This is a genomic window from Granulicella paludicola (assembly GCF_025685545.1).
GTDB lineage: Bacteria > Acidobacteriota > Terriglobia > Terriglobales > Acidobacteriaceae > Granulicella > Granulicella paludicola.
The window spans coordinates 312,568-336,353 of the sequence record NZ_JAGSYC010000020.1 but is presented as its reverse complement, the minus strand read 5'-3'; the positions used below and the strand labels follow the sequence as shown (position 1 = coordinate 336,353).

General features: G+C 61.8%; 12 protein-coding genes. 6 read left to right on the top strand and 6 right to left on the bottom strand.

Features of this window, described 5'->3' with window-relative positions:
* Positions 1–332: 332 nt before the first annotated feature.
* Positions 333–2,915 (top strand): glycosyl hydrolase 115 family protein, encoded by a 2,583-nt coding sequence (locus OHL14_RS04555; protein ID WP_263378134.1) that lies wholly within the window; start codon positions 333–335, stop codon positions 2,913–2,915.
* Between the two features lie 25 nt (positions 2,916–2,940).
* On the opposite strand, the gene OHL14_RS04550 is transcribed toward OHL14_RS04555, so the two are convergent.
* Positions 2,941–4,278, bottom strand: coding sequence for a hypothetical protein (locus OHL14_RS04550; RefSeq protein ID WP_263378133.1), 1,338 nt, complete (start codon positions 4,276–4,278; stop codon positions 2,941–2,943).
* Between the two features lie 372 nt (positions 4,279–4,650).
* On the opposite strand from OHL14_RS04550, the gene OHL14_RS04545 reads away from it, so the two are divergent.
* Positions 4,651–6,915: a GH92 family glycosyl hydrolase gene (locus OHL14_RS04545; protein ID WP_263378132.1), complete on the top strand. Its 2,265-nt coding sequence runs from the start codon at positions 4,651–4,653 to the stop codon at positions 6,913–6,915.
* Positions 6,916–7,407: 492 nt separating this feature from the next.
* Positions 7,408–8,589, top strand: coding sequence for a glycoside hydrolase family 27 protein (locus OHL14_RS04540; protein WP_263378131.1), 1,182 nt, complete (start codon positions 7,408–7,410; stop codon positions 8,587–8,589).
* Here OHL14_RS04540 and OHL14_RS04535 read toward each other — a convergent pair.
* Positions 8,579–9,799, bottom strand: a complete 1,221-nt coding sequence (locus OHL14_RS04535) for an MFS transporter (protein ID WP_263378130.1) — start codon at positions 9,797–9,799, stop codon at positions 8,579–8,581. The two genes, OHL14_RS04540 and OHL14_RS04535, sit on opposite strands and share 11 nt — an antisense overlap.
* 111 nt (positions 9,800–9,910) lie before the next feature.
* Between OHL14_RS04535 and OHL14_RS04530 the strand changes: the two genes are divergently transcribed.
* Genes OHL14_RS04530 through OHL14_RS04520 form a run of 3 tightly spaced genes read left to right on the top strand, consistent with a single transcriptional unit; the run spans position 9,911 to position 16,106 of the window.
* A complete protein-coding gene (locus OHL14_RS04530) occupies positions 9,911–11,881 on the top strand; it encodes a hydantoinase/oxoprolinase family protein (RefSeq protein ID WP_263378129.1) in 1,971 nt (656 codons plus the stop codon).
* Complete coding sequence (locus tag OHL14_RS04525) at positions 11,878–13,482, top strand: hydantoinase B/oxoprolinase family protein (protein ID WP_263378128.1); 1,605 nt, start codon at positions 11,878–11,880, stop codon at positions 13,480–13,482. Before OHL14_RS04530 ends, OHL14_RS04525 begins: the two co-directional genes overlap by 4 nt.
* Positions 13,479–16,106, top strand: a complete 2,628-nt coding sequence (locus OHL14_RS04520; RefSeq protein ID WP_263378127.1) for a M1 family metallopeptidase — start codon at positions 13,479–13,481, stop codon at positions 16,104–16,106. The genes OHL14_RS04525 and OHL14_RS04520 overlap by 4 nt, the downstream gene beginning before the upstream one ends.
* 11 nt (positions 16,107–16,117) lie before the next feature.
* Here OHL14_RS04520 and OHL14_RS04515 read toward each other — a convergent pair whose 3' ends face one another.
* From OHL14_RS04515 to OHL14_RS04500, 4 genes are read right to left on the bottom strand one after another with little or no spacing between them, the layout of a single operon-like run.
* On the bottom strand, positions 16,118–17,215 hold the full coding sequence (locus OHL14_RS04515) for an MFS transporter (protein WP_263378126.1): 1,098 nt from the start codon (positions 17,213–17,215) through the stop codon (positions 16,118–16,120).
* Between the two features lie 41 nt (positions 17,216–17,256).
* The gene (locus OHL14_RS04510; RefSeq protein ID WP_263378125.1) at positions 17,257–18,309 is read right to left on the bottom strand and encodes a LacI family DNA-binding transcriptional regulator; all 1,053 of its coding nucleotides are present in this window, start codon (positions 18,307–18,309) and stop codon (positions 17,257–17,259) included.
* A 47-nt stretch (positions 18,310–18,356) separates the two neighbouring features.
* The gene (locus OHL14_RS04505; protein ID WP_263378124.1) at positions 18,357–20,552 is read right to left on the bottom strand and encodes a VWA domain-containing protein; all 2,196 of its coding nucleotides are present in this window, start codon (positions 20,550–20,552) and stop codon (positions 18,357–18,359) included.
* Positions 20,553–20,565: 13 nt separating this feature from the next.
* Entirely contained in the window at positions 20,566–23,784 is a 3,219-nt protein-coding gene (locus tag OHL14_RS04500; protein WP_263378123.1) for a TonB-dependent receptor, read from the bottom strand.
* Between the last annotated feature and the right edge of the window lie 2 nt (positions 23,785–23,786).

Here is a 23,786-nt window from a genome sequence, read left to right as displayed (position 1 = left end):
CGAAGTTGACCCGAAGAAACGTGCAGTCGTTCAAGCTCGCGGTAAGGCGAACCGCTCAGCCTCCGGCAAGCCCCTTAAGCTTCTGCATGAGTGGGCCGGTCGGGAAGGATTAGACGTGGCTATTTCACAGTGATGCCGGATTAGTCCCGGTATGTCGGCTTCTGGGAAGCGACGCGCCGCTCTTCCCCACCTGCGACAACAAGCCACGCCTTCCTCCACGCCGGAGAAGCCGGAACTGGTCCTGAGAACCGCGCCTCTTCCTATCCACCCACAGCAACCATGCCACAGAGGGACCCCTTCGGGTTCCCGGCGTCCCGCTACAATCAACCTCAATGCGACGCCTTACTCTAGCCCTGATCCTCACCGCCTCGCCCGTCTCGTTCGCCCAGGCCTTCCCGCATTCCACCCTGGTCCACTTCGACCACACCTCCGGCGACATCGCATTAGCCGACCACGGCCACACCACCGCCATCTACCTCGACCCCTCCGAAGCCGGCACCCTCGCGGCTCCTGTCGAAGCCTTCGTCTCCGACATCGAGCGCGTCACAGGCAGCAAGCCGCAGATCCTCACCACGCTGCCGTCCAGCGCCGACAATCTCATCCTCATCGGCACCTCCGGCCACCCGCTCATCGACGACCTCTCCAACAAACACAAACTCAACACCAGTTCCATCGATCACAAGTGGGAGAGCGCACTCACCACCACCCTCGACAAACCATTCCCCGGCATCAAGCACGCGCTTGTCATCGCTGGCAGCGACCGCCGCGGTGCAGCCTTTGCTCTCTTCTCACTCTCGCGGCAGATGGGCGTCTCCCCATGGAACTGGTGGGCCGATGTCCCCGTCCCGCACCAAGACGCCGTCTTTATCACCGCGCACAACGAGCTCCAACCCGAACCCAGCGTCCCCTATCGTGGCATCTTCCTCAACGACGAGGACTGGGGCCTGCGTCCCTGGGCCGCGAAGACGATGGACCCATCGCTGCACAACATCGGCCCCAATACCTACGCCCGCGTCTTTGAACTCCTGCTGCGCCTCCACGCCAACTCGCTCTGGCCAGCCATGCACCCCGGCACACTCGCCTTCAACGCCGTGCCCGCCAACGCAAAGTTAGCCGACAAGTGGGGCATCGTCATGGGCTCTTCGCACTCCGAAGCCCTCCTCCGCAACAACGTAGGCGAGTGGAACGAAAAGACCGACGGCCCCTGGAACTATCAGCTCAACAAGCCCGCCATCGACGCCTATTGGGATAAGCGCCTTGTCGAAAACGGCCACTTCGAAAACTTCTACACCGTTGGCATGCGCGGCGTGCACGACACCGGCCTCGAAGCCACCGGCGACGCCATCACGAAAGCCCATCTCGTTGAGCAGGTCATGCACGACCAGCGCGACCTCCTCGCCAGACACGTCAACCTCGACGTCACCAAAATCCCACAGGTCATCTGGCTCTACAAGGAATCTCTGGAACTCTACCGCGCCGGTATGAAGGTTCCCGACGATGTCACCCTCGGCTGGACCGACGACAACTACGGCTACATCCGCCAGCTCCCCACCACAGCCGAGCAGCAGCGTCCGGGCGGCTCCGGCATCTACTACCACGTCTCCTACTGGGGCTTCCCCCACGATCACCTGTGGCTCTCGTCCACGCCGCCCGCCCTCATCCGCGAAGAGATGACCAAGGCCTTCGACCACAACGCCCGCCGCTACTGGGTACTCAACGTCGGCGACATCAAACCCGCCGAGACCGACATCGACTACTTCATGCAGCTCGCCTGGAACGAGCCAGCCATGGCAAAGATCGACCAGCGGACCTTCCTCACCGCCTGGGCAGCCGAGCAGTTCCCCGCCACCCTCGCCCCCTCCATCGCCAGCCTGCTCGACCGCTACTACCAGCTCAACTTCGTCCGCAAGCCCGAGTTCATGGGCTTCAACGGCTACGACGACGGCATCAACCGCACCGCCTTCAACCCGCTCGCCTGGGGCAATCAGAACGCCACCCGCGACGCCGCTTGGCAGCGCCTCGCTCACGACACCACCACCCTCGCCTCGTCACTCCCCGCCGCCTATCGCGACGCCTGGTTCGAACTCGTCGGTTACCCCATCGAAGCCTCCGCCGTGCAGAACGAAAAGTTCCTCGCCGCCGACCGCACCTACCTCGACGCCCACGAGCACAAGCCCCTCGCCACCGACGCCGCAACCTCGCAGTCAGCCTACGACCGCATCCAGACCCTCACCGCGCAGTACAACTCGCTTCAATCCAGCAAGTGGGACGGCATGATGTCCTCCGCCCCGCGCAATCGCCACGTCTTCGAGATGCCCACCCTCGCCACCGCAGCCGACGCCGCAAAGCCCCTTCCCACCTCGTGGGGCGCACCCGCTTCCCCCAAAGCCGAACGCGACGTCATCTCCCTCAACGCCGCGCTCTACTCCGCCAAGTCGGACGGCACCGCCGACCGCTGGAACACCCTCGCCGATCTCGGCATCACCGGCACCTCCATGGCCTACGGATCTCCCGGCCTCCTCGCAAACGCCGCAACCCCCAGCAGTCCCGCACCGTGGCTCGAATACACCTTCACCACCACCAGCACCCAGCCCGCGCAACTCTCCATCTACACCCTGCCGACCTTCCCCGTAGATGCCGACCATCACCTCAGCTTCGATGTCTCTCTTGACGGCGGCGCTCCGCAAACCCTCGACCCTGGAGCTACTGGCGAGTGGCACGAAAACACCGCCCCCACCTGGGCCGCCAACGTCCTCCGAAACGCAGCCGTCCTCACACTTCCTCTAGGTGAGCTCCCCGCAGGCTCCCACAAACTCCGCCTCATCTACCGAGACCCCGGCGTCGTCTTCCAACACCTCACCATCACCTACCCCGACACCCCGCCCGCCTACCCCGTCCCACCACCATCTCGCTAAAAAACCACTTCCCACTCCCAACTCCCTACCTCTGATACACCCGATACGCCACCACCTCAGCGCTCATCGGCGTGCTGTTCAAATGCGTCGTCCTCAGCACCACCTCAAAATACGGCAGCGTATCAACCTTCAACAGCTTCTTTAAATTAGCCAACGCCTCCTCCGAAGTCAGCCACTCCCCAGCCGCATCCGTCGCCTGCCCATCCACCCCGGCGATGCTCAGCGCCTTGCCCGTATGGTCCGGGTTTGGCAGAAACGTGATCACGCTGTAACCCACCGTCGCCGTCGAATTGGAAGGCACCACGTACGTCGCCTGCTCACCCTTCGCCGGAGCGCGGTTGATCACATACGAGAAGTTCTTCTCCAGGTTCACACCGATCGTAAAGTTCTGCTGGTCCTTCAGCAGTCCCTGCCACGGGTTCGACTTCGGCCCCCCAATCAGGATCAGGTTGTCCTGCTTCAGCAGCGGCGGCGTGTAGTCCCGCGCATAGTACACATGCAGATTCTTCGCCGTCGGATCCAGCGCAATCACCCGCTGCGCCACCCGAAAGTCCCCCAGGCTGCCCGAGGTCCGGTTCGCAATAATCTGCAGGTCCGCCCGCCTGTCCGCACTCAGCGCGGTCGATTGAATCTGACTCATATAGCTGTGATCCAGATAGGCATCCAGCGCAATCGGCTGCTGCGTAATATCTTCCACCAGAGAAAACGACGTATCTGCAAGGATCACATCGGTATTGATCTTCGTGCCCAGGAACGCTCCCCAGAACGAAGCCAGCGCCGGCGTATCCCGCGAAGCATAATGTGGCTTCTGCAACTCCTGGTTCTCCACCCACAGCACCGCACAGCCAATCGCCAGCGCGGCAACCACCACCGCAGTCGCTCCCCACGCCCATCGCATCCATCCGCTGGTGGCAATAGCCGGGCTCGCCGGGACAACCGTCACCTCGGTCGCAGCACCCACCACCGGGGCAGCAGCCACTGCCTCTTCCACCTGCGGATGCCGATACCGAAACACCGGCATGTAGCTTCCGCGCGGAATTTCGAACACCAGCGGCTCGTCCGCGCCGTCGTTCGTGAAGTAGTCCTCAATCCGCTTGCGCAGGTCCGTCGCATTCACACGGACAATATTGTCCACGCTCGTGTCATACCCCACCATGCGCCCGAACACTTCGGAGCCGATCTCCTGCTCCTGCACCTGCTCCACGCCGTCCTTCAACGTGCGCTGTCCCACAAACTGCAAAAACTCCCGCATCCGAGCCGCGCGCCGCAGCTGTGGGCTTCCCACCACCCGCTGCAACACCTCCCAGCATGCCTCGGCGTCGAGCACCCCCTTCTCCCGCACACCTGGTTCACGCACCGCCATAAAACGCCTCGTAGTCCTTTCGAAGCTCGCCGAACATCTGGGGAGCTTCTGATTAAGTCCGCTTTGAAGGGTACGGGCTTCAGCCCGTACGGTGAAAGCCCTGTAAAATCGTGGGCTTTAGCCCCGGAGGGTACGAATGTTTAAACCCAAACAGACTTTTTCAGAACTTTCCTGGATGCCCCGTGCCTGACACTCTCATTGTCAGGCATGGGTGCCGATACCCTCACACCTTTCGAACGTCTCTCAGCTTACCATTCAGCCTATTTCCAGCAGATTTCACTCCTTACTCGAACCCTAACCGTAAGACCTCGTCCCCTTACAGCGAAATCACTTGCGAGTCCTCCACTCGCTCCCCCACACTTCTTCTCTCTTATGCGTACTCTTTTGCTGCTGTGCCTCACCACTCTCGTCGTCTCGCCTTCGCCCGCCCAGCAAGCCCCCAAAAAGCCGGTCGACTTCGTCAACGAGTACATTGGCACCGCCAACGAAGGCCAGACCTTCCCCTCCACCGCGCCCCCCTTCGCCATGACGCAGTGGACCCCCCAAACCCGCGCCGGCAACATCAAGTGCGTCCCGCCCTACTACTTCGCCGAAACCCGCCTCCAGGGCTTCCGCGCCAGCCACTTCCTCTCCGGCTCCTGCACCCAGGACTACGGCAGCATGACCGTCATGCCTATCAGCCTCCCCGCCGGAGCTGACCCGACCCTCAAGCTCACCCCCGACGCGCGCGCCTCCGCCTTCGACCGCGCCTCCGAGCACGCTACCCCCTTCCACTACTCCGTCACCCTCGCCGACTACGGCATCGACGCCGACCTCACCGGCACCACCCGCTCCGGCATCCTCCGCTTCCGCTTCAATAAGCCCGGCCAATCCCTCCTGCTCATCGAATCCAACGCCCCCCACAACGAAGGCACCCTGCACATCGACCTCGCCGCGCAGGAGATCACCGTCGTCACCCCAGTCCGCCGCATCTACGCCGGCAGCGGCCGGCCAGGAGGCTTCAGCGGCAACTTCACCCTCCGCTTCGACCACCCCTTCCGCATCGGCGGCACCTGGGCAGGCAAGACCGCTCACCCCGGCTCCACGGATCAAAGCGGCACAGCCGACGGTCTTCCCGGCGCCTACATCGCCTTCGACCTCAAACCCGGCGACACTGTCACCGCCCGCGTAGGCAACTCCTTCACCAACCTCGACGAAGCCCGCCATAACCTCGCCTCCGAGATCCCTGGCTGGGACTTCGACCGCGTCGTCTCCCAGACCCGCTCCGCCTGGGATAAAGCCCTCAACGCCATCCAGATCGACGCCCCCGACACCCAGAAGCACATCTTCTACACCGCCATGTACCACGCCATGCAGCTACCCCGCGTGCTCTCCGACGTCAGCGGCACCTACCCCACCTTCGCCTCCGGTGGTCCCGACGCAACACAGCGCCCCGCCGTCTCCAACGCGAAGGATTACGTCTACTACGACGACTACTCCCTCTGGGACACATTCCGCGCCGTCCACCCCCTCTTCACCCTCATCGAACCCACCCGCGAGCGTGACATGGTCCGCTCCCTCATCGCCAAGGGCGATGCAGGCGGCTTCCTTCCCATCTATCCGGCATGGTCCAACTACACCTCGGAGATGATCGGCGACCACGCCGACGCCGTCATCGTCGACGCCTGGGCCAAAGGCATCCGCGACTTCGACCTCGACGACGCTTATCGCCTCATGCGTCACAACGCCACAGCCTCGCCCGCTACCCACGACCTCTACCTGGACGGACGCGGTCGCCGCGGCCTCGAGTCCTATCTCAAGTACGGCTACATCCCCCTGGAAGACACCATCCCCGACGCCTTCCACAAGAACGAACAGGTCTCCCGAACCCTCGAATACGCCTACGACGACGCCCTCGTCGGCACCATCGCCAAGGCCCTGCATAAAGTCGACGACGAAGCCCTCTTCGCTAAGCGCGCCCAGAACTACCGCAACGTGATCGACCCCAGCGTCGGCTTTGCTCGCGGCCGCCACGCCGATGGCACCTGGGTCACTCCCTTCGAGCCGCTCAAGCCAGCCACCTACGTCACCGAGGCCCTGCCCATTCAGTACACCTTCTTCGTGCTGCAAGACATCCCCGGCCTCATCGACCTGCTCGGCGGCAAACAGCCCTTCATCGTCAAACTCGACGAGCTCTTCGATGGGAAATTCTACGACCACGGCAACGAACCCAGCCACCACATCGCCTACCTTTACGACCACGCCGACGCCGCCTGGAAGACACAGCTCCGCGTCCGCAACGTAGCCGACTCTGTCTACAAGAACACCCCCGACGGCATCGCAGGCAACGACGACTGCGGCCAGATCTCCGCCTGGTACATCTTCAGCGCGCTAGGCTTCTACCCCGTCACTCCCGGCACCCCAAACTACGAGATCGGCACTCCCCTCGTCGACAGCGCCACCCTCAACCTTCCCAGCGGCAAACACCTGCGTATCGAAGCCAGGGGCGCAAGCTCAGGCCTCACCTACATCCAGTCCGCCACCCTGAACGGCAAACCCCTTACCACCTACTACCTCACCCAGGACCAGCTCACCTCCGGCGGCACCCTCATCTTCAAAATGTCCGCCACCCCCAACAAATCCTGGCCATCCCACTGACTCTTCCCTGTCATTCCCGAAGGCAATCTGCGTCTCGCCCTCGTTTGTCATTCCCGAAGGGAATCTGCGTCTCGCACTTGTTTGTCATTCCCAAAGGCAATCTGCGTCTCGCACTTGTTTGTCATTCCCGAAGGGAATCTGCATCTCGCTCTTGTTTGTCATTCCCGAAGGAAATCTGCTTTTCGCCCGCACCACCTCGTCTTCTCTCTCCTCTACCGCCTTTGAAACCCTGTCAAGCCCCCCGACCCTCCCCACCGCCACAAACCCTCATAAACACTGCCGTTTTCACTCGAAAGAAAATTGGATGTTTACTACTCTCAACTTGATATCCTTCAGATAGGCCTCCGAGAAAGAACCTGAATAGTGATTCGGACTTGTACAACCCAAGGCCAGACCTACCTCCCTTCGAATCAAGACTTTAGGACTTAAAGTATGGGGGGAGAGGGGGTACCCCTACCCAATGCAAGCGTTTGCATACTATAGTGGTTGCCCATGCGATCCCTCTCGACTCTCCTCATCGCCCTGACTCTCGCCTCCCCTTTGGCCGCGCAGCAACCGAAGCTCGCCGCCACGCCGCCGATGGGCTGGAACTCCTGGAACTGGTTCGCCGGCAAGGTCACCGACAAGGACATCCGCCAGGCCGCCGATCTCCTCGTCTCCTCCGGCATGAAAGACGCAGGCTACGTCTACGTCAACATCGACGACACCTGGGAAGGTAAGCGCGACGCCAACGGCGTCCTGCACACCAACGACAAGTTCCCCGATATGAAGGCCCTCGCCGACTACGTCCACTCGAAGGGCCTAAAGCTCGGCATCTACAGCTCACCCGGCCCCTTCACCTGCGCCCACTTCGAAGGCAGCTACGGTCACGAACAACAGGACGCCGATCTCTACGCCTCCTGGGGCATCGACTATCTAAAGTACGACCTCTGCGGCTTCCGCGAAATCCAGAACAAGGAAGCTCCTGACGACATCCCGAAGCAGTACGCCATGATGCGCGCCGCCTACGAGAAAATGCATCAGGCGATCCTCAAGACCGGTCGTCCCATGATCTACTCACTCTGCCAGTACGGCTGGGACGAGGTCTGGCAATGGGGACCGGAAGTCGGCGCCAACCTCTGGCGCACAACCGGCGATATCAACCCCAGCTTCGATCGCATGGCCTACATCGGCCGAGAGCAGGCAGGCCTCGGCAAGTACGCAGCCCCCGGACATTGGAACGACCCCGACATGCTCGAGGTCGGCAACGGCAAGCTCAACCTGGACGAAAACCGCACTCACATGGGTATGTGGGCGATGCTCGCCTCGCCTCTGTTGGCTGGCAACAACCTCAGCGAATTGACGCCCGAGGTGACGGCGGTCCTCACCAACAAGGAAGTCATCGCCATCGACCAGGACCCGCTCGGCAAGCAGGCGGAACGCATCTACGCTGAGGGTCCCGTGGAAATCTGGGCGCGTCCACTTGCTGACGGCAGCCGCGCCATCGACGTCATCAACTTCGGCGAAAGCGAGACCTCGCTCCGCGGCGTCCATCTGCACCTGAAGGAAGCGGGCGTCGGCAGCGGCTGGAAGGCCCACGACATTTGGGGCAACAAGGACCTCGGCCCCATCAAGGACGACTACCACTTCACGCTAAAGCGCCACTCATCCCTTCTGCTGCACCTCACGAAGTAGCAAGCCGCGGCGCTGATCGTAGTCTCGTCGCGATCAGCGCCGCCAACAAAAACGCCACAGACGTCAGCGTGAGCGCCGCTCCCAGTCCATGCTTCTCTGAAATCAACCCGATCAGATACGGCGCAGCCGCGCTAGCAATCCGCCCCACGTTATAGACAAACCCCATCGCCGAAGCCCGTAGCTGCGTCGGAAACAGCTCGCTCGCAATCACCGCGAAGCCTGAGAAATATCCCGTCCCAAAGAACCCCACAATCGGCCCGACAATCAGCAGCAGATAAGGATTCGCGACCGAAGCGAACACCGGCACCGAAGCCGCCGCGATTAGCAGGAACACGATGTAGGTCCGCTTCTGCCCGAACCGCGCCGCGATGTATCCAAAACTGATGTAGCCCAGAAACGTCCCCAGCTGCATCACAATCGTCCACCCCGACGTGTTCACGATGCTCAGCCCATGTCCGCCCGCAGCCACCGGGAGCGACAGGAACCGCGGCGTCCACGTAAACAATCCCCACCATGCAAACAGTGCAGCCGCGTTCATCGTGGCGCACACCAGCGTCCCATGTGCCAGCGGTCCGCGAAACAACTGCATCACCGCCGGCCGCGCCACACGGTCGCGCTCGAACGACGCAGGCTCCTGCACGCTGTGCCGAACCCACAGCGTCAAAAACGCCGGAATGATCCCCGCAAAGAACACCGCCCGCCATCCATAATGCGGCAGCAGCACCGCCGTAATCGCAGCCCCCAGCGCATAGCCAATGGCCCAGAAGCTCTGCACAAACGCCAGCGCCTTCCCTCGCGCCTCTGCCGGAAACGTCTCCGCCACCAGAGCCGCACCAGCAGCCCATTCGCCACCCATGCCGAGCCCCAGCAATACACGGCAAGCAGCCAGCGCCATCGCCGTGTGCGTAAAGCCACACATCATCGTAGCAATGGAGTACAGCAGCATGCTGCCATTCAACGCGCGAGTTCGGCCCATGCGATCGGCAAACCAGCCGAAGAAGATGCCACCAATCGCCGCCGCAATCAACGTGGCCGACATCATCGCCCCGCTCATCGCGGAGGTCAGATGCATCTCCTTCTGCACCGCGGGTAGGATCATCGCATAGATCATCACATCCATACTGTCGAGCATCCATCCCAGCGAAGCCGCCGCCAGCGCACGCCGTTGCGTCGCCGATGCCGCTTTCAGCCAGCCTTGAGTTATCTGCAAAGGTCATCCTCATCCGGCGAAGCTCTCGCCTGCGTGGCTGGTATTGTTGCGTTACAGTCAAGCATACTGCGTAGGTAGCCTCACTTTACATCTGCAACTCAGGAGCAGCGTTTGCGCATCGCCATTGACACAGGAGGAACCTTCACCGACTGCGTAGCGCTTGTCGATGGGCAACTGAAGGTGCTCAAGCTGCGCTCTACACCGCACGATCCCGGCGCCGCGGTCGTGCAAGGCGTCGCACAACTCAGCTCTGGCAGCGAACGCGCACATCTCTGTCACGGAACAACAGTCGGCACCAACGCGATGCTCGAACGTAAAGGCGCGCGTGTCGCCTTTGTCACGACGCAGGGCTTCGAAGACACCATCGCCATCGGCAGGCAGACACGCCCCAAGCTCTACGCCTGGACCTCCGAGCCCAACGTCTGCCTCGTGCCGCAGGACCTTCGCTTCGGCATCCCTGAACGCGGCACCTCCGAAGGCGAGATTCTTCGCAGCCCCACCGACGCAGAACTCGCCACCCTCGTCGAGCAGGTCCGCAGCAGTGGAGCCGAAGCCATCGCCATCTCACTCCTCTTCGCCTTCCTCAATCCCGAGAACGAGCGTCGCGTCGAGGCCGCGCTGCTCACCCTCGGCTTGCCCGTCTCCACCGGCCATCGCATCCTCCCCGAGTTCCGTGAGTACGAGCGCGGCTCCACCCTCGTTGTCAACGCGTACCTCGCTCCAAAGATGCAGGGCTACCTTCTCGGCCTCGAACAGTCCATCCGCTCCGAGCACAACGGCACCGTGCAGGTGATGCAATCCTCCGGCGGCATCGTCGGTGCGCAGCTTGCCGCCAAGGAACCTGTTCGCACCGTCCTCTCTGGCCCCGCTGGCGGCGTCATGGGAGCCTGGGCCATGGCACAGGCCGCAGGCATCGACCGCATCCTCGGCTTCGACATGGGCGGCACTTCGACCGACGTCTTCCTCGCCGACGCACGCAGCGGAGGCCCCTCGCTCACCACCGAGAGCTCCGTCGCAGGCGTCCCCGTCAACATCCCCATGCTCGACATCCACACCGCAGGCGCTGGCGGCGGCTCTCTCGCCCGCTTCGACGCTGGCGGCCTGCTGCGCGTCGGTCCCGAATCCGCTGGAGCCGTTCCCGGCCCCGTCTGCTTTGGTCGCGGCGAAGAGCCCACAGTCACCGATGCCAACCTTCTCCTCGGTCGCCTCGATAGCGAGCAGTTCATGAACGGCACGGTCACGCTCGACATCGACCGCGTCAGAAACTGCTTTGAAGCGCGCAAAGGAACGCTCGCCTCCGCCGAGCTTTTCGCCGAAGGCATTCTCCGCGTCGTCGAAACACAGATGGAACGCGCCATCCGTCTCATCTCCATCGAGCGTGGCCACGACCCGCGCGACTTCATCCTCGTCGCTTTCGGTGGCGGCGGTCCGCTGCACGCCTGCGCCGTCGCCCGCGCTCTCAGCATCCCGCGCGTGATGGTCCCAGCCATGCCCGGAGCACTCTCTGCCGTCGGCATCCTGCTCGCCGACTCCGTCCGCGACTACTCGCGCACCGTCATGCTCCCCCAATCGCAGCTTCTCGCCCTCGAAGAGGAATTCCTCGCCCTCGAAGCCCTCGGCTCAACCGACTTCAGCCATCAGCCCCACCTCCTCGAACGTAGCGTCGACCTCCGCTACGCAGGCCAGGGCTACGAACTGAACGTACCCTATACCTCAGCCGCCGCAGAAGCCTTTCACGCCATGCACACACAGCGCTACGGCTTCGCCAACCGGGAACGCCCTCTCGAAATCGTCAACGTTCGCCTTCGCGTCCGCATTCCCTCTGAGCCCCACATTCCCACGCGCACCACTCCGCGCACAGGCGACGGCAGCGCGGCTTTGCGCGGCAAGCAGCGCGTCTTCTTCGCAGGTGCTTGGCATACCGCAAACGTCTACGATCGCGACCGCCTGCATCCAGGCGACATCTTCGCCGGACCCGCACTTATCGCGGAGTACACCTCCGTCACCGTGCTTCCACCGCATGCCTTTCTCCAAGTAGACGAGCTCGGCAACCTCATCCTAGACGTGGAGATATCACAATGACCATCGACGCCGTCGAGCTTGCCGTCTTCCAAAGCGCTATGCACTCCATCGCCGAAGAGATGGGTGCGGCTCTGCGACGCACCGCCATCTCACCCAACATCAAGGAGCGTCGCGACTATTCCTGCGCCGTCTTCGATGCCCAGCATCGCGTCATCGCCATGGGCGACCACATGCCCGTGCATCTCGGCTCCATGCCCATGTCGGTCGAAGCCGCCGTCACCTCGCTCAAGCTCGAACGCGGCGACATCGCCGTACTCAACGACCCGTACTGCGGCGGCACACATCTACCCGACATCACCATGGTGCAGCCCGTCTTCTGCGAAGGCCTCGCCACGCCCTCGTTCTACGTAGCCGCCCGCGCGCATCACGCCGATGTAGGCGGCATGTACCCCGGCTCCATGGGCCCCGCCCGAGAGATCTTTCAGGAGGGCCTGCGCATCCCTCCCGTTCGCCTTGTGCGCCACGGCGAAACGGATCGCGACCTGCTCCACCTCATCCTGCTCAACGTCCGCACGCCCGCAGAACGCGAAGGCGATCTCGCCGCGCAGATCGGTTCCTGCCGCGTGGGCGAGCGGCGACTGCTGCAGCTCGTCGAACGCTACGGCGAGGCAAAGCTACAAGCGATGAGCGAAGAATTGCTCGCCTACTCCGAACGGTTGGTGCGCGCCGAGCTGAAGCAGCTACCCTCGGGCGTCTACGAAGCCGAAGACTGGCTCGACGATGACGGCGTAAACGACATTCCCGTGCGTCTCGCCGTCAGCCTCACTATCGACGCAGCAGCAGGTGCCATCGCCATCGACTTCGCAGGCACCTCCGCACAGGTGGCAGGCAGCATCAACGCCGTCCGCGCCATCACACTCTCTGCCTGCTACTACGTCCTCCGTTGCCTGCTCAGCGAAGACGTACCTGCCACCGCAGGCATCCTGCGTCCACTCACGTTGAAGCTCGAACCCGGCACCGTGCTCGACGCCACACCACCGGCGGCCGTCGCCGGTGGCAACGTAGAGATGTCGCAGCGCACCGTTGACGTCCTGCTGCGCGCGCTGGCCAAAGCCGCGCCCCATCGCGTGCCCGCAGCCAGCGCCGGCACCATGAGCAACCTCACCATCGGCGGCATCGATCCTCGTTCCGGCGCTGCCTTCACCTACTACGAGACCACCGCAGGCGGCATGGGCGCGGGCCCACATCAGGATGGACTTTCCGGCGTGCAGACCCACATGACCAACTCGCTCAATACGCCCATCGAGGCACTCGAGTTCGCCTACCCGCTGCGTATGAAAAGCTATGGCTACCGCCGCAGTTCCGGTGGAGCAGGCGAACATCGCGGCGGCGATGGCCTCATCAAAGAGCTCGAAATCCTAAGCGATGCGCAGGTCACCCTCCTCGCTGATCGCCGCAAGTTCCGCCCCTACGGTCTGCAGGGCGGCGAAGAAGGTTCACCGGGCCACACGCTTCTCATCGAACCCGGCGCAATGACCGCCATAGAGCTTCCAGGCAAAACCAGTCAGCGCCTCAAACATGGCTCGCTACTTCGGCTGGAATCTCCCGGCGGCGGCGGCTGGGGCGCAACACCCACAAACACTACACGGAGAGATGCATGATCCCGCTTCGCCTTTCGACCCTCGCCACGGCCTGCACATTGCTCCTGTCGTCATCCTTCGCAGGCGCACAGAGCCCAGGTCCCGGCGTGTCGAAAGACCTGGCCGTCAGCCGCGCAGCGCGCATCTCGAACCTACACTACGCCCTGTCATTCCAGCTGGCACCCCACGCTTCCGTCATCCCCGGCACGGAGACCATCGACTTCACCAACACTGGCACCGGCGACCTCGCACTCGACTACCGCGATGGTTCTATCTCTCAGGCCTCACTTAACGGCACCGCCATTCCGACCGCTCTCACCGATGGTCATCTCAACCTCCCGGCGTCCGCACTCGCAAGCGGAAAGAACGAACTCAAGCTCACGTTCATTAGCCAGGTTGCGACCTCCGGCAAAGCTTTCACCCGCTACGAAGATCGCGACGACCACAACGAATACCTCTACACCCTCTTCGTCCCCATGGACGCCAGCATGGCCTTCCCATGCTTCGACCAACCCGACCTCAAAGGACGTTTCGCGCTTCAGATCACCGCTCCCTCCGAGTGGACGATCATCGCCAACACCGCCGCCGATCGCAAAACAAGAGATGGCGCGACCGCAATCTCCATCTTTCCCGACACCCGCCCCATCAGCACCTATCTCTTCGCGTTCGCCGCAGGCCCGTTCGAAGCGCTCGCCGGAGTCACCGCGGCGGAGCCGACCCTCTACGTCCGCAAGTCACAGCTCGCCCGCGCGAAAGCGGAAGCTCCGCAGGTCCAGAAGATGGCCGCGAGTGGCATCCGTTATTTCTCTGACTACTTCGCTCAGCCGTTTCCCTTTCCCAAGTACGACCTCGTGCTCATCCCCGGCTTTCCCTTCGGCGGCATGGAGCACGCTGGAGCCAGCTTCCTCAACGAAGACGGTGTACTCTTCCGCACCGCACCCACAGCCAGTGACTACTTCCGCCGCAATATCCTCGTGCTTCACGAGACCTGCCACCAGTGGTTCGGCGACCTCGTCACCATGCGCTGGTTCGATGACCTGTGGCTGAAAGAAGGCTTCGCGCAATATATGGCTTACAAGGCTCTCGCACAACTCGAGCCCGCGCAGAATCCCTGGAAGCACTTCTATGAGGACATCAAGCCCGCAGCCTATGCCATCGACGAGACGCAGGGCACCACGCCCATCTTTCAGAACATCGCAAACCTCAAAGACGCGAAGTCTGCCTACGGTGCCATCGTCTACCAGAAAGCTCCGTCCGTGCTGAAGCAGCTGAATTTCTTCCTTGGAGAAGACAGCTTCCGCGATGGCCTTCGCCTTTACCTCAAGCAACACGCTTACGCAAATGCACAGTGGGCCGACCTTGTTCACGCCTTCAGCACCGCCGCCCAAAATAATCAGCAGCAGCGCGACGTGGACAGCTGGGCGAAGGCATGGATACTGCAACGCGGCATGCCGGAGGTCACAATCCACTTCGAATGTGCTGCAGGAAAAATCACGAAGCTCACACTTCATCAGCAGGATGTACTACCCGATAGCTTCCTGTGGCCCATTTCGAATGACGTGCTGCTCTCTTCGTCTTACGGCGCCGAAGTCCTCCACGTCCGCTGGAACACCGCGGTTTACCCCGTCGCAGAAGCCGTCGGCAAAACCTGCCCAACCCTGGCCTTCGCCAATGAAGGAGACTTCGGCTATGGACGTTTCCTGCTCGATGCACCCAGCGCAGCCAGCGCGACCCAGGCGCTCGATACAACACACCCGCAGCTATCCGCAAGTGTCGCCGACCCTCTGCTTCGCTCCATGCTTTGGGGTGCCCTGTGGGACAACGTCCACGTCGCCGCGACCTCGCCAACCACCTACATCGACCTCGTGCTGAAAGCGCTTCCGCACGAAACCGATGAGTCCCTCTCGCGCATCGAAGGCGTTCACCTCACCACCGCGCTGCACGCCTACCTGTCTGACGCCACACGCGCTGCATACCTTCCCCGTGTAGAGGACGTGCTTTCCGACCGCATGCTCCACGCCTCCACACTCGGTCTGCGCATCGTCAGCTATCGCAGCTTCACCGGCATCGCCGAAACCCCACATGCACTCGCGCAGGTAAAGTCTCTACTCAACGGAACTCTCTCAATCGCGGACATGCCACTAAAGCCTCTCGATCGTTGGAACCTCATCGGCCATCTCATCGCGATGAACGACCCTGCCGCATCCGATCTCTTCTCTACTGAAAAAGCCAAAGATCATAGCGGCGAGGGTCAGAAGTATGCCTACGCCGTCGAAGCAGCCACTCCCAGCGCCGCCACCAAGCAACGCTACTTCACTGAGTACCTGCACTCCACCGACAGACCGGAAGACTGGATCACCCAAAGCCTTGGCTCTTTCAACAGCTGGAACCAGACGACCCTCACTGGCCCTTATCTCACCCAGGCTCTCAACGCGCTACCCGAGATCAAGCAGCATCGCAAGATCTTCTTCCTCGGCGCATGGCTCGGCTCCTTCATCGACGGACAGCATAGCCCCGAGGCACAGACCGCCGTCCATCAATGGCTCAGCGTCAACACCATCGATCCTGATCTACGCTTGAAGGTCCTTGAGGTCTCCGACGCCCTCGATCGCACCGTCATGATCCGCCAACGGTTCGCACACTAACCGCACACGACTCACGCCTCCACGCCTCTCTGCCTGCGATACGCCACAGCGCACAAACCCATCACGACACTTCCAGCAAGCGGCACGCTTAGTCCCGCAGCCAGCGACTTCGTACCGCCTGACACCAGCCCCGTCAGCAAAGGCAACGCTGAAGAGCCTATGCCCCCCGCAAGAAACATCACATTGCCAGCCTCTCCATATCCCAGCAGCAACGACAGCACCAGTGGATACACCGGCCCAATCGCCAACCCGAGCAGCAGCGCGCCACTGAGAATGAACCACCCTTGCGGTCTCACAATCACCACGAACAAACCAACACTCATCAGCCACGGACTCACCCGCAACACCAGCTGCTGAGTCGAGACCGCAAGCGATCGCTGTGACTGGATCAATCGACTCAGCAATAGCCCCGCCCAAAAACATGTCACCGTGCTGATCGTCGCTCCAAGCAGCAGACCCGAGCGCTTGGAGTAAGCCTCCAGCCAGCCACCCACGCTGCTTTCAATCCCCGTAGCCAGCGGCACCAGCACAAGTAGCAGCAGCGGCAACGCCCGAATGCCGCTCAAGCGCGACGGTATCCCCTGCCCCGTCGTTGAGCTTTCACCGCTGTCCAGCAGAAAGATCGCCAGCAGCGCCAGTGCGATAAAGTAAATCGCCACCCCATAAAGCACCGCCTGCAAGGACCAGTGCGCCGCTCCCCGCAGCAACAGTGTGGGGCTAAGAAACGCACCAAAAGCCCAGATCATATTGAGCCGCGCCATCTCTGCCGTCCGCTCCAGCGGCCGACGCCGCGACTGCAGCAGACTCACCGAGGTCATCGTCACTCCCAGCCCGCCACCAAACAACGTCATCGCTAGGAAAACCTCCATGCGCGACGCCAGCGCCAAAGCCACAACGCCCGCCGCGATACACAGACACCCACGTGCAATCGACTTCGATAGCCTGCCGCGAGACAACAGCGCGCCGATGCTGGACCCTACAAAGAACAAGAAGAACAGCAGCCCTGCCTGCTGATCGCTCAACGCCCACCGCGCCAGCAACACCGACAGCAAGGTCCCCGGCAGCACCACGCCCGTCCCGGTTCCCGCAAACGCGGCATATACAATCACGTCCGTCACTCTGCCTGTTTTCAGCCCGGTCACCGCGGCCACTAGCGACCCCTCTTCACAGCGCGCGCCACAGGCCCAGTCGATTCACGCAGCATCAGAGAAGGCTCAATGCGCGTCAGTTCCGGCACCGCTTCCCCGCCGATCTTCTTCAGCAACAGCGAAGCAGCCGCAGTCCCCATTGCCTCCAGCGGCTGCCGAATCGTCGTCAATCGTGGCGTGTAAAACTCCGCCGCCATGATGTCGTCAAAACCCACCACTGAAACATCCGTCGGCACGTGCAGCCCCGCATCGTAGAGAGCGCGCACCGCTCCGATCGCAGCCACATCGTTGAATGCAAGCACCGCCGTAAAGTCCTTGTGCCGCGAAAGCAGCTCCTTCACGCTCTCATAGCCCAGCTCTGGCGAGTAGCTGTCCTTATCCAGATGCATCGTCAGCTCCGGCAGCACCTGTAACCCGAGGGCCTTCGCCACGCGCAACGTCGCTTGCCAGCGGCTGCGTGAATCCGAACTGAACGTCTGGCCACGCATCATTGCAATCCTGCGATGACCTAGCTCATACAGATGTTCCAGCGCCAGCTCCGCGGCCCGCTCATCGTCGAGCATCACATTGGGAACGCCCGCGATCGCCGTGTGTGACGCGAGCGTCACCGCCGGACAGCTCAACGCTTCCTCAAAGTGCGTATCGATCAGCAGCAGACCCTCCACCCCGCGCGCCTGTAGCAGTCCCGGATACTTGCTCACAAGATCAGCGCGATGGCGATGATGTGCCGTGAGAAAGAAATATCCTTCCTTCATCAGCAGATCCGCCGCGCCACTCAGCACCTGCGAGTGATAACCGTTCCCGATCTCCGGCAGCAGAATGCCAATCGTGTGCGTGCGACGCCCCTGCAGCGATCGCGCAATGTGGCTCGGTTGATAGCCGAACTTCTTTGCAGCATCGCGAACACGTTGCCTCGTCTTCTCTGGAATCGAGCGGTTGGGCGCGTCGTTCAGTACGAACGACACCGTAGCCGCACTCAGGTCGAGATACGCTGCGAGCATCTTCAAGCTCACAGGGCGGCCCGGTTCTATCGGCAGAGAAAGTTTCTTCGTCATCACGTCTGAACAAGTCTAGTGCAGACATGAGGCGACAACCAACGGCGTTAGCGCACAAGCTGTATAGGGTAGCGGCGGAAAGTGACCTTGCCCTTCACCGGATCGATCACACTCACCTGGCAGTCATATCTGCCCGGCGCCAGGCTGCCCAGACCAACCTTGAAGCTCAGCGGCACCACACCCAACCGCGTGCCCGGCTTAGGCAGCACGGCTGTCGGCGCCGTCTCAAAGACCTTCTTGCGGTCCTGATAGAAGGTCACAAAAGCCAGCACCGGTGTATCGGGAGCTGTGGGCGTCGCAGGCGTGGCGGTAGATGTGGACGCAGGAGTTGGCGCAGCCGCGCCCTTCGTATAAGCCTGCAGATACACATACAGATCGCGGTCCACGCTGAAGACCCGCGTCACGCTCGGAATCAGCTTGCGACCATCCTCAACCAGCGGATTTGCTGCGTCGTTCTTCGCAGCATCCTTGCCATGCGTCGCGTTATACAGCGCATCCTTGCTATCGACGCGCTGGCTGCTCAGCACCACAGAACTGATCGGCAGTCGCGTCACCTCTTTGTTCAGGTTCGGGATCACAAACGATCCCTGATACGTCCCGATGCGCCCCGTTTCGTCATCACGCGCCAAAAACTTGATCGAGTACTTGCCCGGCGTAAGCGTAAAGCCTGCATCGTATTCGATCGGCTGATGCGCCAGGTCGGCCGCCGTTGATTCGTTCAGTTTGATGTTCACGCTGTCGCGCACATTGCTGACCGTGATCCCGCCCAGCTCATCCTTCACCTCGCACACAAAGTCGATCAGCGTGTGCTCCGCTCCCATCTTCTTCGCTAGCGCCAGCTCACGTCCCGGAATCTTCACCATGATCGGCACGTAGTACTCCGCGCGGTTCAACTGGAAGTAGTTGATCTCCATCGCGATCGTCAGCTCGGTCATCGGATCGCCCAGCATCAGCGCATCCTCCAATTGCCGCTCCTTGTCTGCCTCCGTGAAGTGCGCGAATTCCTTATTCGCGTAGTAACCCTGCCTATACTCAAGCGCCGCTCCGCTGTCTTTGTTCAGCGTCAGCTTGATCTTGCGGAAGCGCCCGTTCGGCGTAGAGTTCGTCGTGTAGTAGCCGATGATGTAGTAGTCAGTAATCGCCTGCTGTGCCTGCACAATACCGCGCGCCAGATCGTTGTTATCGAGGAACGCCTTGCCACCCGTATCCGCAGCCAGTGAGTACATCGTGTCCTGCGACTGCTGAAAGTTGTCCGTCACCGCCTGCGCACCCGCGCCCGAATACATCCCTTGATTGCCCGGCGAGCCCTGCGTCGCATCGCCTAGTGGAGCGTTCGCAACCAATCCGCGCGCATCCACCGGCCAGAACGCCACACCCGCACGCACCGCCGCATCCACCGTCGCATGCAGCTGTGCCTGGTTATCGACACCCCGCAGTCGCAACCCGCTCGCAAAGTAGATCAGCGACTTCTTCTCATTCATGCTCGCCAGCATCTGCGCCGCCGTCTGCAGTGCAGCCAGTTGTCGATCAGTGTTGAAGATGTTGAACTCGCTGTCATCCTGCCCGAAAGCTGCACCGGTGTCCGCGCTACTCGCATCGTCGATCGAATCGTTGTTGCCCTGTCCCTCACCGACAACCAATGTCTCCAGAATACTCAGCAGCCGGTTTCGGTCTGCGCTGAAGTCCTGCAGCACATCCACCGCTCCTCCATTGAAGCGCATGATCGAAACGAGATCGGCCGCCGTCATCTGCGTTCGAATAAACTTCTGCGCCGCTGACAACGCTCGCAGCTGGTCCTCAGGCCCCATCGACGACATATCGAAGTACATCGCCAGCAACCGATGTCCCTGATACTTAGTCGGACCATTCTCCTTCGCCGGTCCTTCGGCTGCAATCGAGGTCCGCGTCAGCCGCTTGTACACCGTCAGCTGCTCCTGGTCGCTCGGCACAACGGGCAGCGGAGCCGTCTCCGTCGGCATCTGCTCGTGCTCGCAGAACTTGATCGTCTGCACCACGCCATCTTCGGTCAGCGTGAAGTCCTTCGCCGTCAGGCCATTGATGAACTTGCCAGACTTATCCTTCGCCACGACCGTCTCAACAACAAGCTGCGACTTCACAGACAGCGTGTACGTGTCCGCCTTGCCCTCCGCTTTGTTCGTGCCGATCTGCTGCGCTGCCGCCACGCCACTCAGCACAACCAGCCCTGCACTCAGCCCTGTCGATAGCCACCACGATCTCTGCATCCGTATCATCGGCTTAGAACCTCAACCTTCCGGTGATCTGCACCGTGCGCATTCCATTCACAGCTGTCGGCAGGCCAAATGTCGTATTCGTGCCTGTGCTGTTGATCGTGGTGTTGTACCCCGTATACACGGCATGGTTCAGCAGGTTCTGCGCATCCAGCTTCACATCCAGATTGAACGGCGCCTTCAGCCGGAACGTCCGTGCCAGCGACCCGTTCAAGCTGAAAGTTCCCGGCCCCGTGATCGAGTCGCGCGACGCATTCCCCCACTGCCCCGCAGCCGGAGCCGTATACGCAGCCGCATTCAAGAATCGCCCGTCCGACAGCACATGAATCGGCGCGCCCGTCAGGTTCGGTCGAATCGTCCCCGTCACACCTGTGCCCGGAACCGCCGCTAGATAAATCGGCGTCTCCGGCAAGCCGCTGCCTGCACTGAACTGCGCCAGCACCGTCCACTCTTTGAAGGCACGTCCGCGCCAACCCGTCAGCAGCGTGCCGCCGCCCATGCCCGTCGTGTACTGAATCTGCCCGTTCACCAGATGTCGCTGATCGAACGTCGACCGCTCCCGCTCCGCCCGCAGATTGAGCCAGTTCTGCGCCACCACCGGCGAGGCCGTCGTCGCACCCTCGCTCGAACTGCTCGCAGACGATACCGCCGTACCCACCACATGCCCCTGCGACCCCACCTGCGAGTCGTCATCGAGTGACTTCGAGAACGTGTAATCCACCGACGCCGTAAAGCCAGCCCGCAGCCGTCGCCGCAGCTGCACCTCGCCCGCCTCACGCGTCGAGTTCCCATTCGATGTGCGGTAGATAAACCCAACCGGGCATTGCGGGCACGGATTCGTCGCTCCAATCGGATACGTGTTCGGCAGAAACTCCTGCATCCCGCGGGTGCCCTTGATCCCCGAGTACGTCACCGTCATCACCAGCGCCTGCGGCAGGTCTCTCTGCGCTGAAAGCTGCCACGCCTGCGCGTACCCCACCCGCCAGTTCGGATCGATCGCAAAGGTATCCGGCGTCGTCCCCGCACAATTGCGGAAGCCCACCACCAGCGTCAGCGAACATGTCGCCGAGTTCGACACACTCACACTCGTCGACAGCGGAGCCTGCTGCGACATCGACTCCGCGCTCGTCAGATACCCCGACGTGTCGTCGTAGATGCCATACCCCGCCCGCACCACCAGCGTCGACGCCGGAATCGGTCGCCACGACACACCGATGCGCGGCTCAAACCCTCGCTTGTCCGGATTCACCAGCGACGTCGGGTAACTCATCCCCGTAAGCGCGCCCTTCGGACTGCTCCCCAGCACCGGAGTCACCGCGCTGAACCCGCTTGCCACATCCAGGTTCACTAGCCGCCCCTTCAACTCCGTCGGTGGAGCACCATACTCCCAGCGCATGCCCACCTTGATCGTCAGCTCCGGCCGCACGCGCCAGTCGTCATTCACATAAAGGTCATATACCGACTGCCGAAAATATTTATCAGGATTGCCATACGCCAGCGCGCTCGTGTCCGGCACACCCACCAGGAAGTCCGCAAGGTCCGAGCCGCTCGTCGTAGAAGTCGCACCCGTAGCCGAAGTCGCCGCACCCGTAAACGTAAAGTTTCCGCGTGGATTCTGCTGCGCGAACTGGTTGTGCTCCTGCCGCCGGAAATCTCCACCCACCGTAATCGTATGCCGCCCGCGCGTCGTATCCGCCTTCGCAGACGTCGCATCCGTGCGGTTGCGGTTGAACGCGCTGATACCATCCGTCAGCCCCGCATAGCCGCTTGAAAATGACAGCGTCGGTGGCCCCCAGTTCGTCGGGTCCGTATCGTTGCCCGTGATGCCAGCGTTCCCCGAGATGTCCGCGCTATGCGAAAACTGCGGCCGCGTCTCCGTCCGCTGTCGCGTCAGGTGATAGCCCAGCAACACAAAGATCTGGTGCGCATAACGGTGTGACCAGTTCGCATTCGTATCGATGCCCAGCGTGTTCGTCGTGTCGTGAAAGTTGAACAGGTTCACACTGTCGCTGCGAATGCTCTGGAACCCAAAGCCGCCATACAGCTGATCTCTGCGTCCAATCGACTTATTCAAGCGCGACTGCAGCGCATCATCGTGCGAGTTCGTCACAATGCCGCGCTCATAGTTATAGATGGAGCTGCCCGTCACATTCGGTGCCGGGTACAAACTCAACAGCTGCTGCGCCGCAGAACTAAGGCAGGCCGCCGGAATCACGTTGCCCACAAACGGACTTCCCGGCGCCCCACAGATCGCCGGCAACGCATTCGTCGCTAACGTGCTCGGCACATAAATCTGCGGTCCCGGCACCGTCACCGCCGTGGGCGTCGCTCCCTGCGCACACGAGTTATTCGCCACGCAGTCAAACGGAGTCTGATGATAGGCAACATCCGGCACCAGCCCCTGCGCCGTCGATGCATCCTTGTTCCGTGTCCACTGATACGCCAGAAAGAAGTTCGGCCCGTGATAGAACAGCGGTGGAATCCGTATCGGTCCCCCCAGCGTCAGCAGCATCGTCACGCGGCTATAAGCATCCTTCGGAATCTGCAGCCCCGATAGCGAATACGGCTTCGCATCGAACACTGAGTTGTCCGCAATCACACCGATACCACCGTTATACAAACCCTTCACACCCGGTCGGCGATTGCCAAACGCAGGTGACAAACTGAACGGCGACGTCGAGGCATTGCTCTCGCTGCCGTTGATCAGCAGGCCGTCCGATGGCCGCTCCGCCTCCTCCGCAGCAGGCGCAGCAACCGGACCTTCATCCTTGCCCTTCTTTGCATCTGCCCTTGCATCCGCCTTCACTGGACCAGTCGTAGCAGCTGGGAGCACCTCGCGCGGCTGCAGTGGCTTCGCCTCAGGCTGCACCACCTTCGTCTCGGCCAGCATCTGGTCCAGACTCAGCAGCTTCAAATCCCACTCGCCTTGTGCCGCGTTTGCCGCGATCGTCACGTCCCCGTCGAGCTTCGCGAACCCGCGCATCTCAATCTCGAGCTTCCATGCACCGTCCGCAAGATCGGGAAACTCATACAGTCCCTGGCTGTCCGTCGTGGTGCTCAGATGTTGCGTCCCCTGCGTCACCGTCACCGTCGCGCCGGGAATCGGAACGCCACCGAGCAGCACGCGCCCGTGATACTCCGTCGCGCTCGCCGCCCCAACACACAGGAGCACGCTCAGCAGATAGCCATATCTCTTCAACTGGGGTCGCAGCAACCATCCCGCCATCG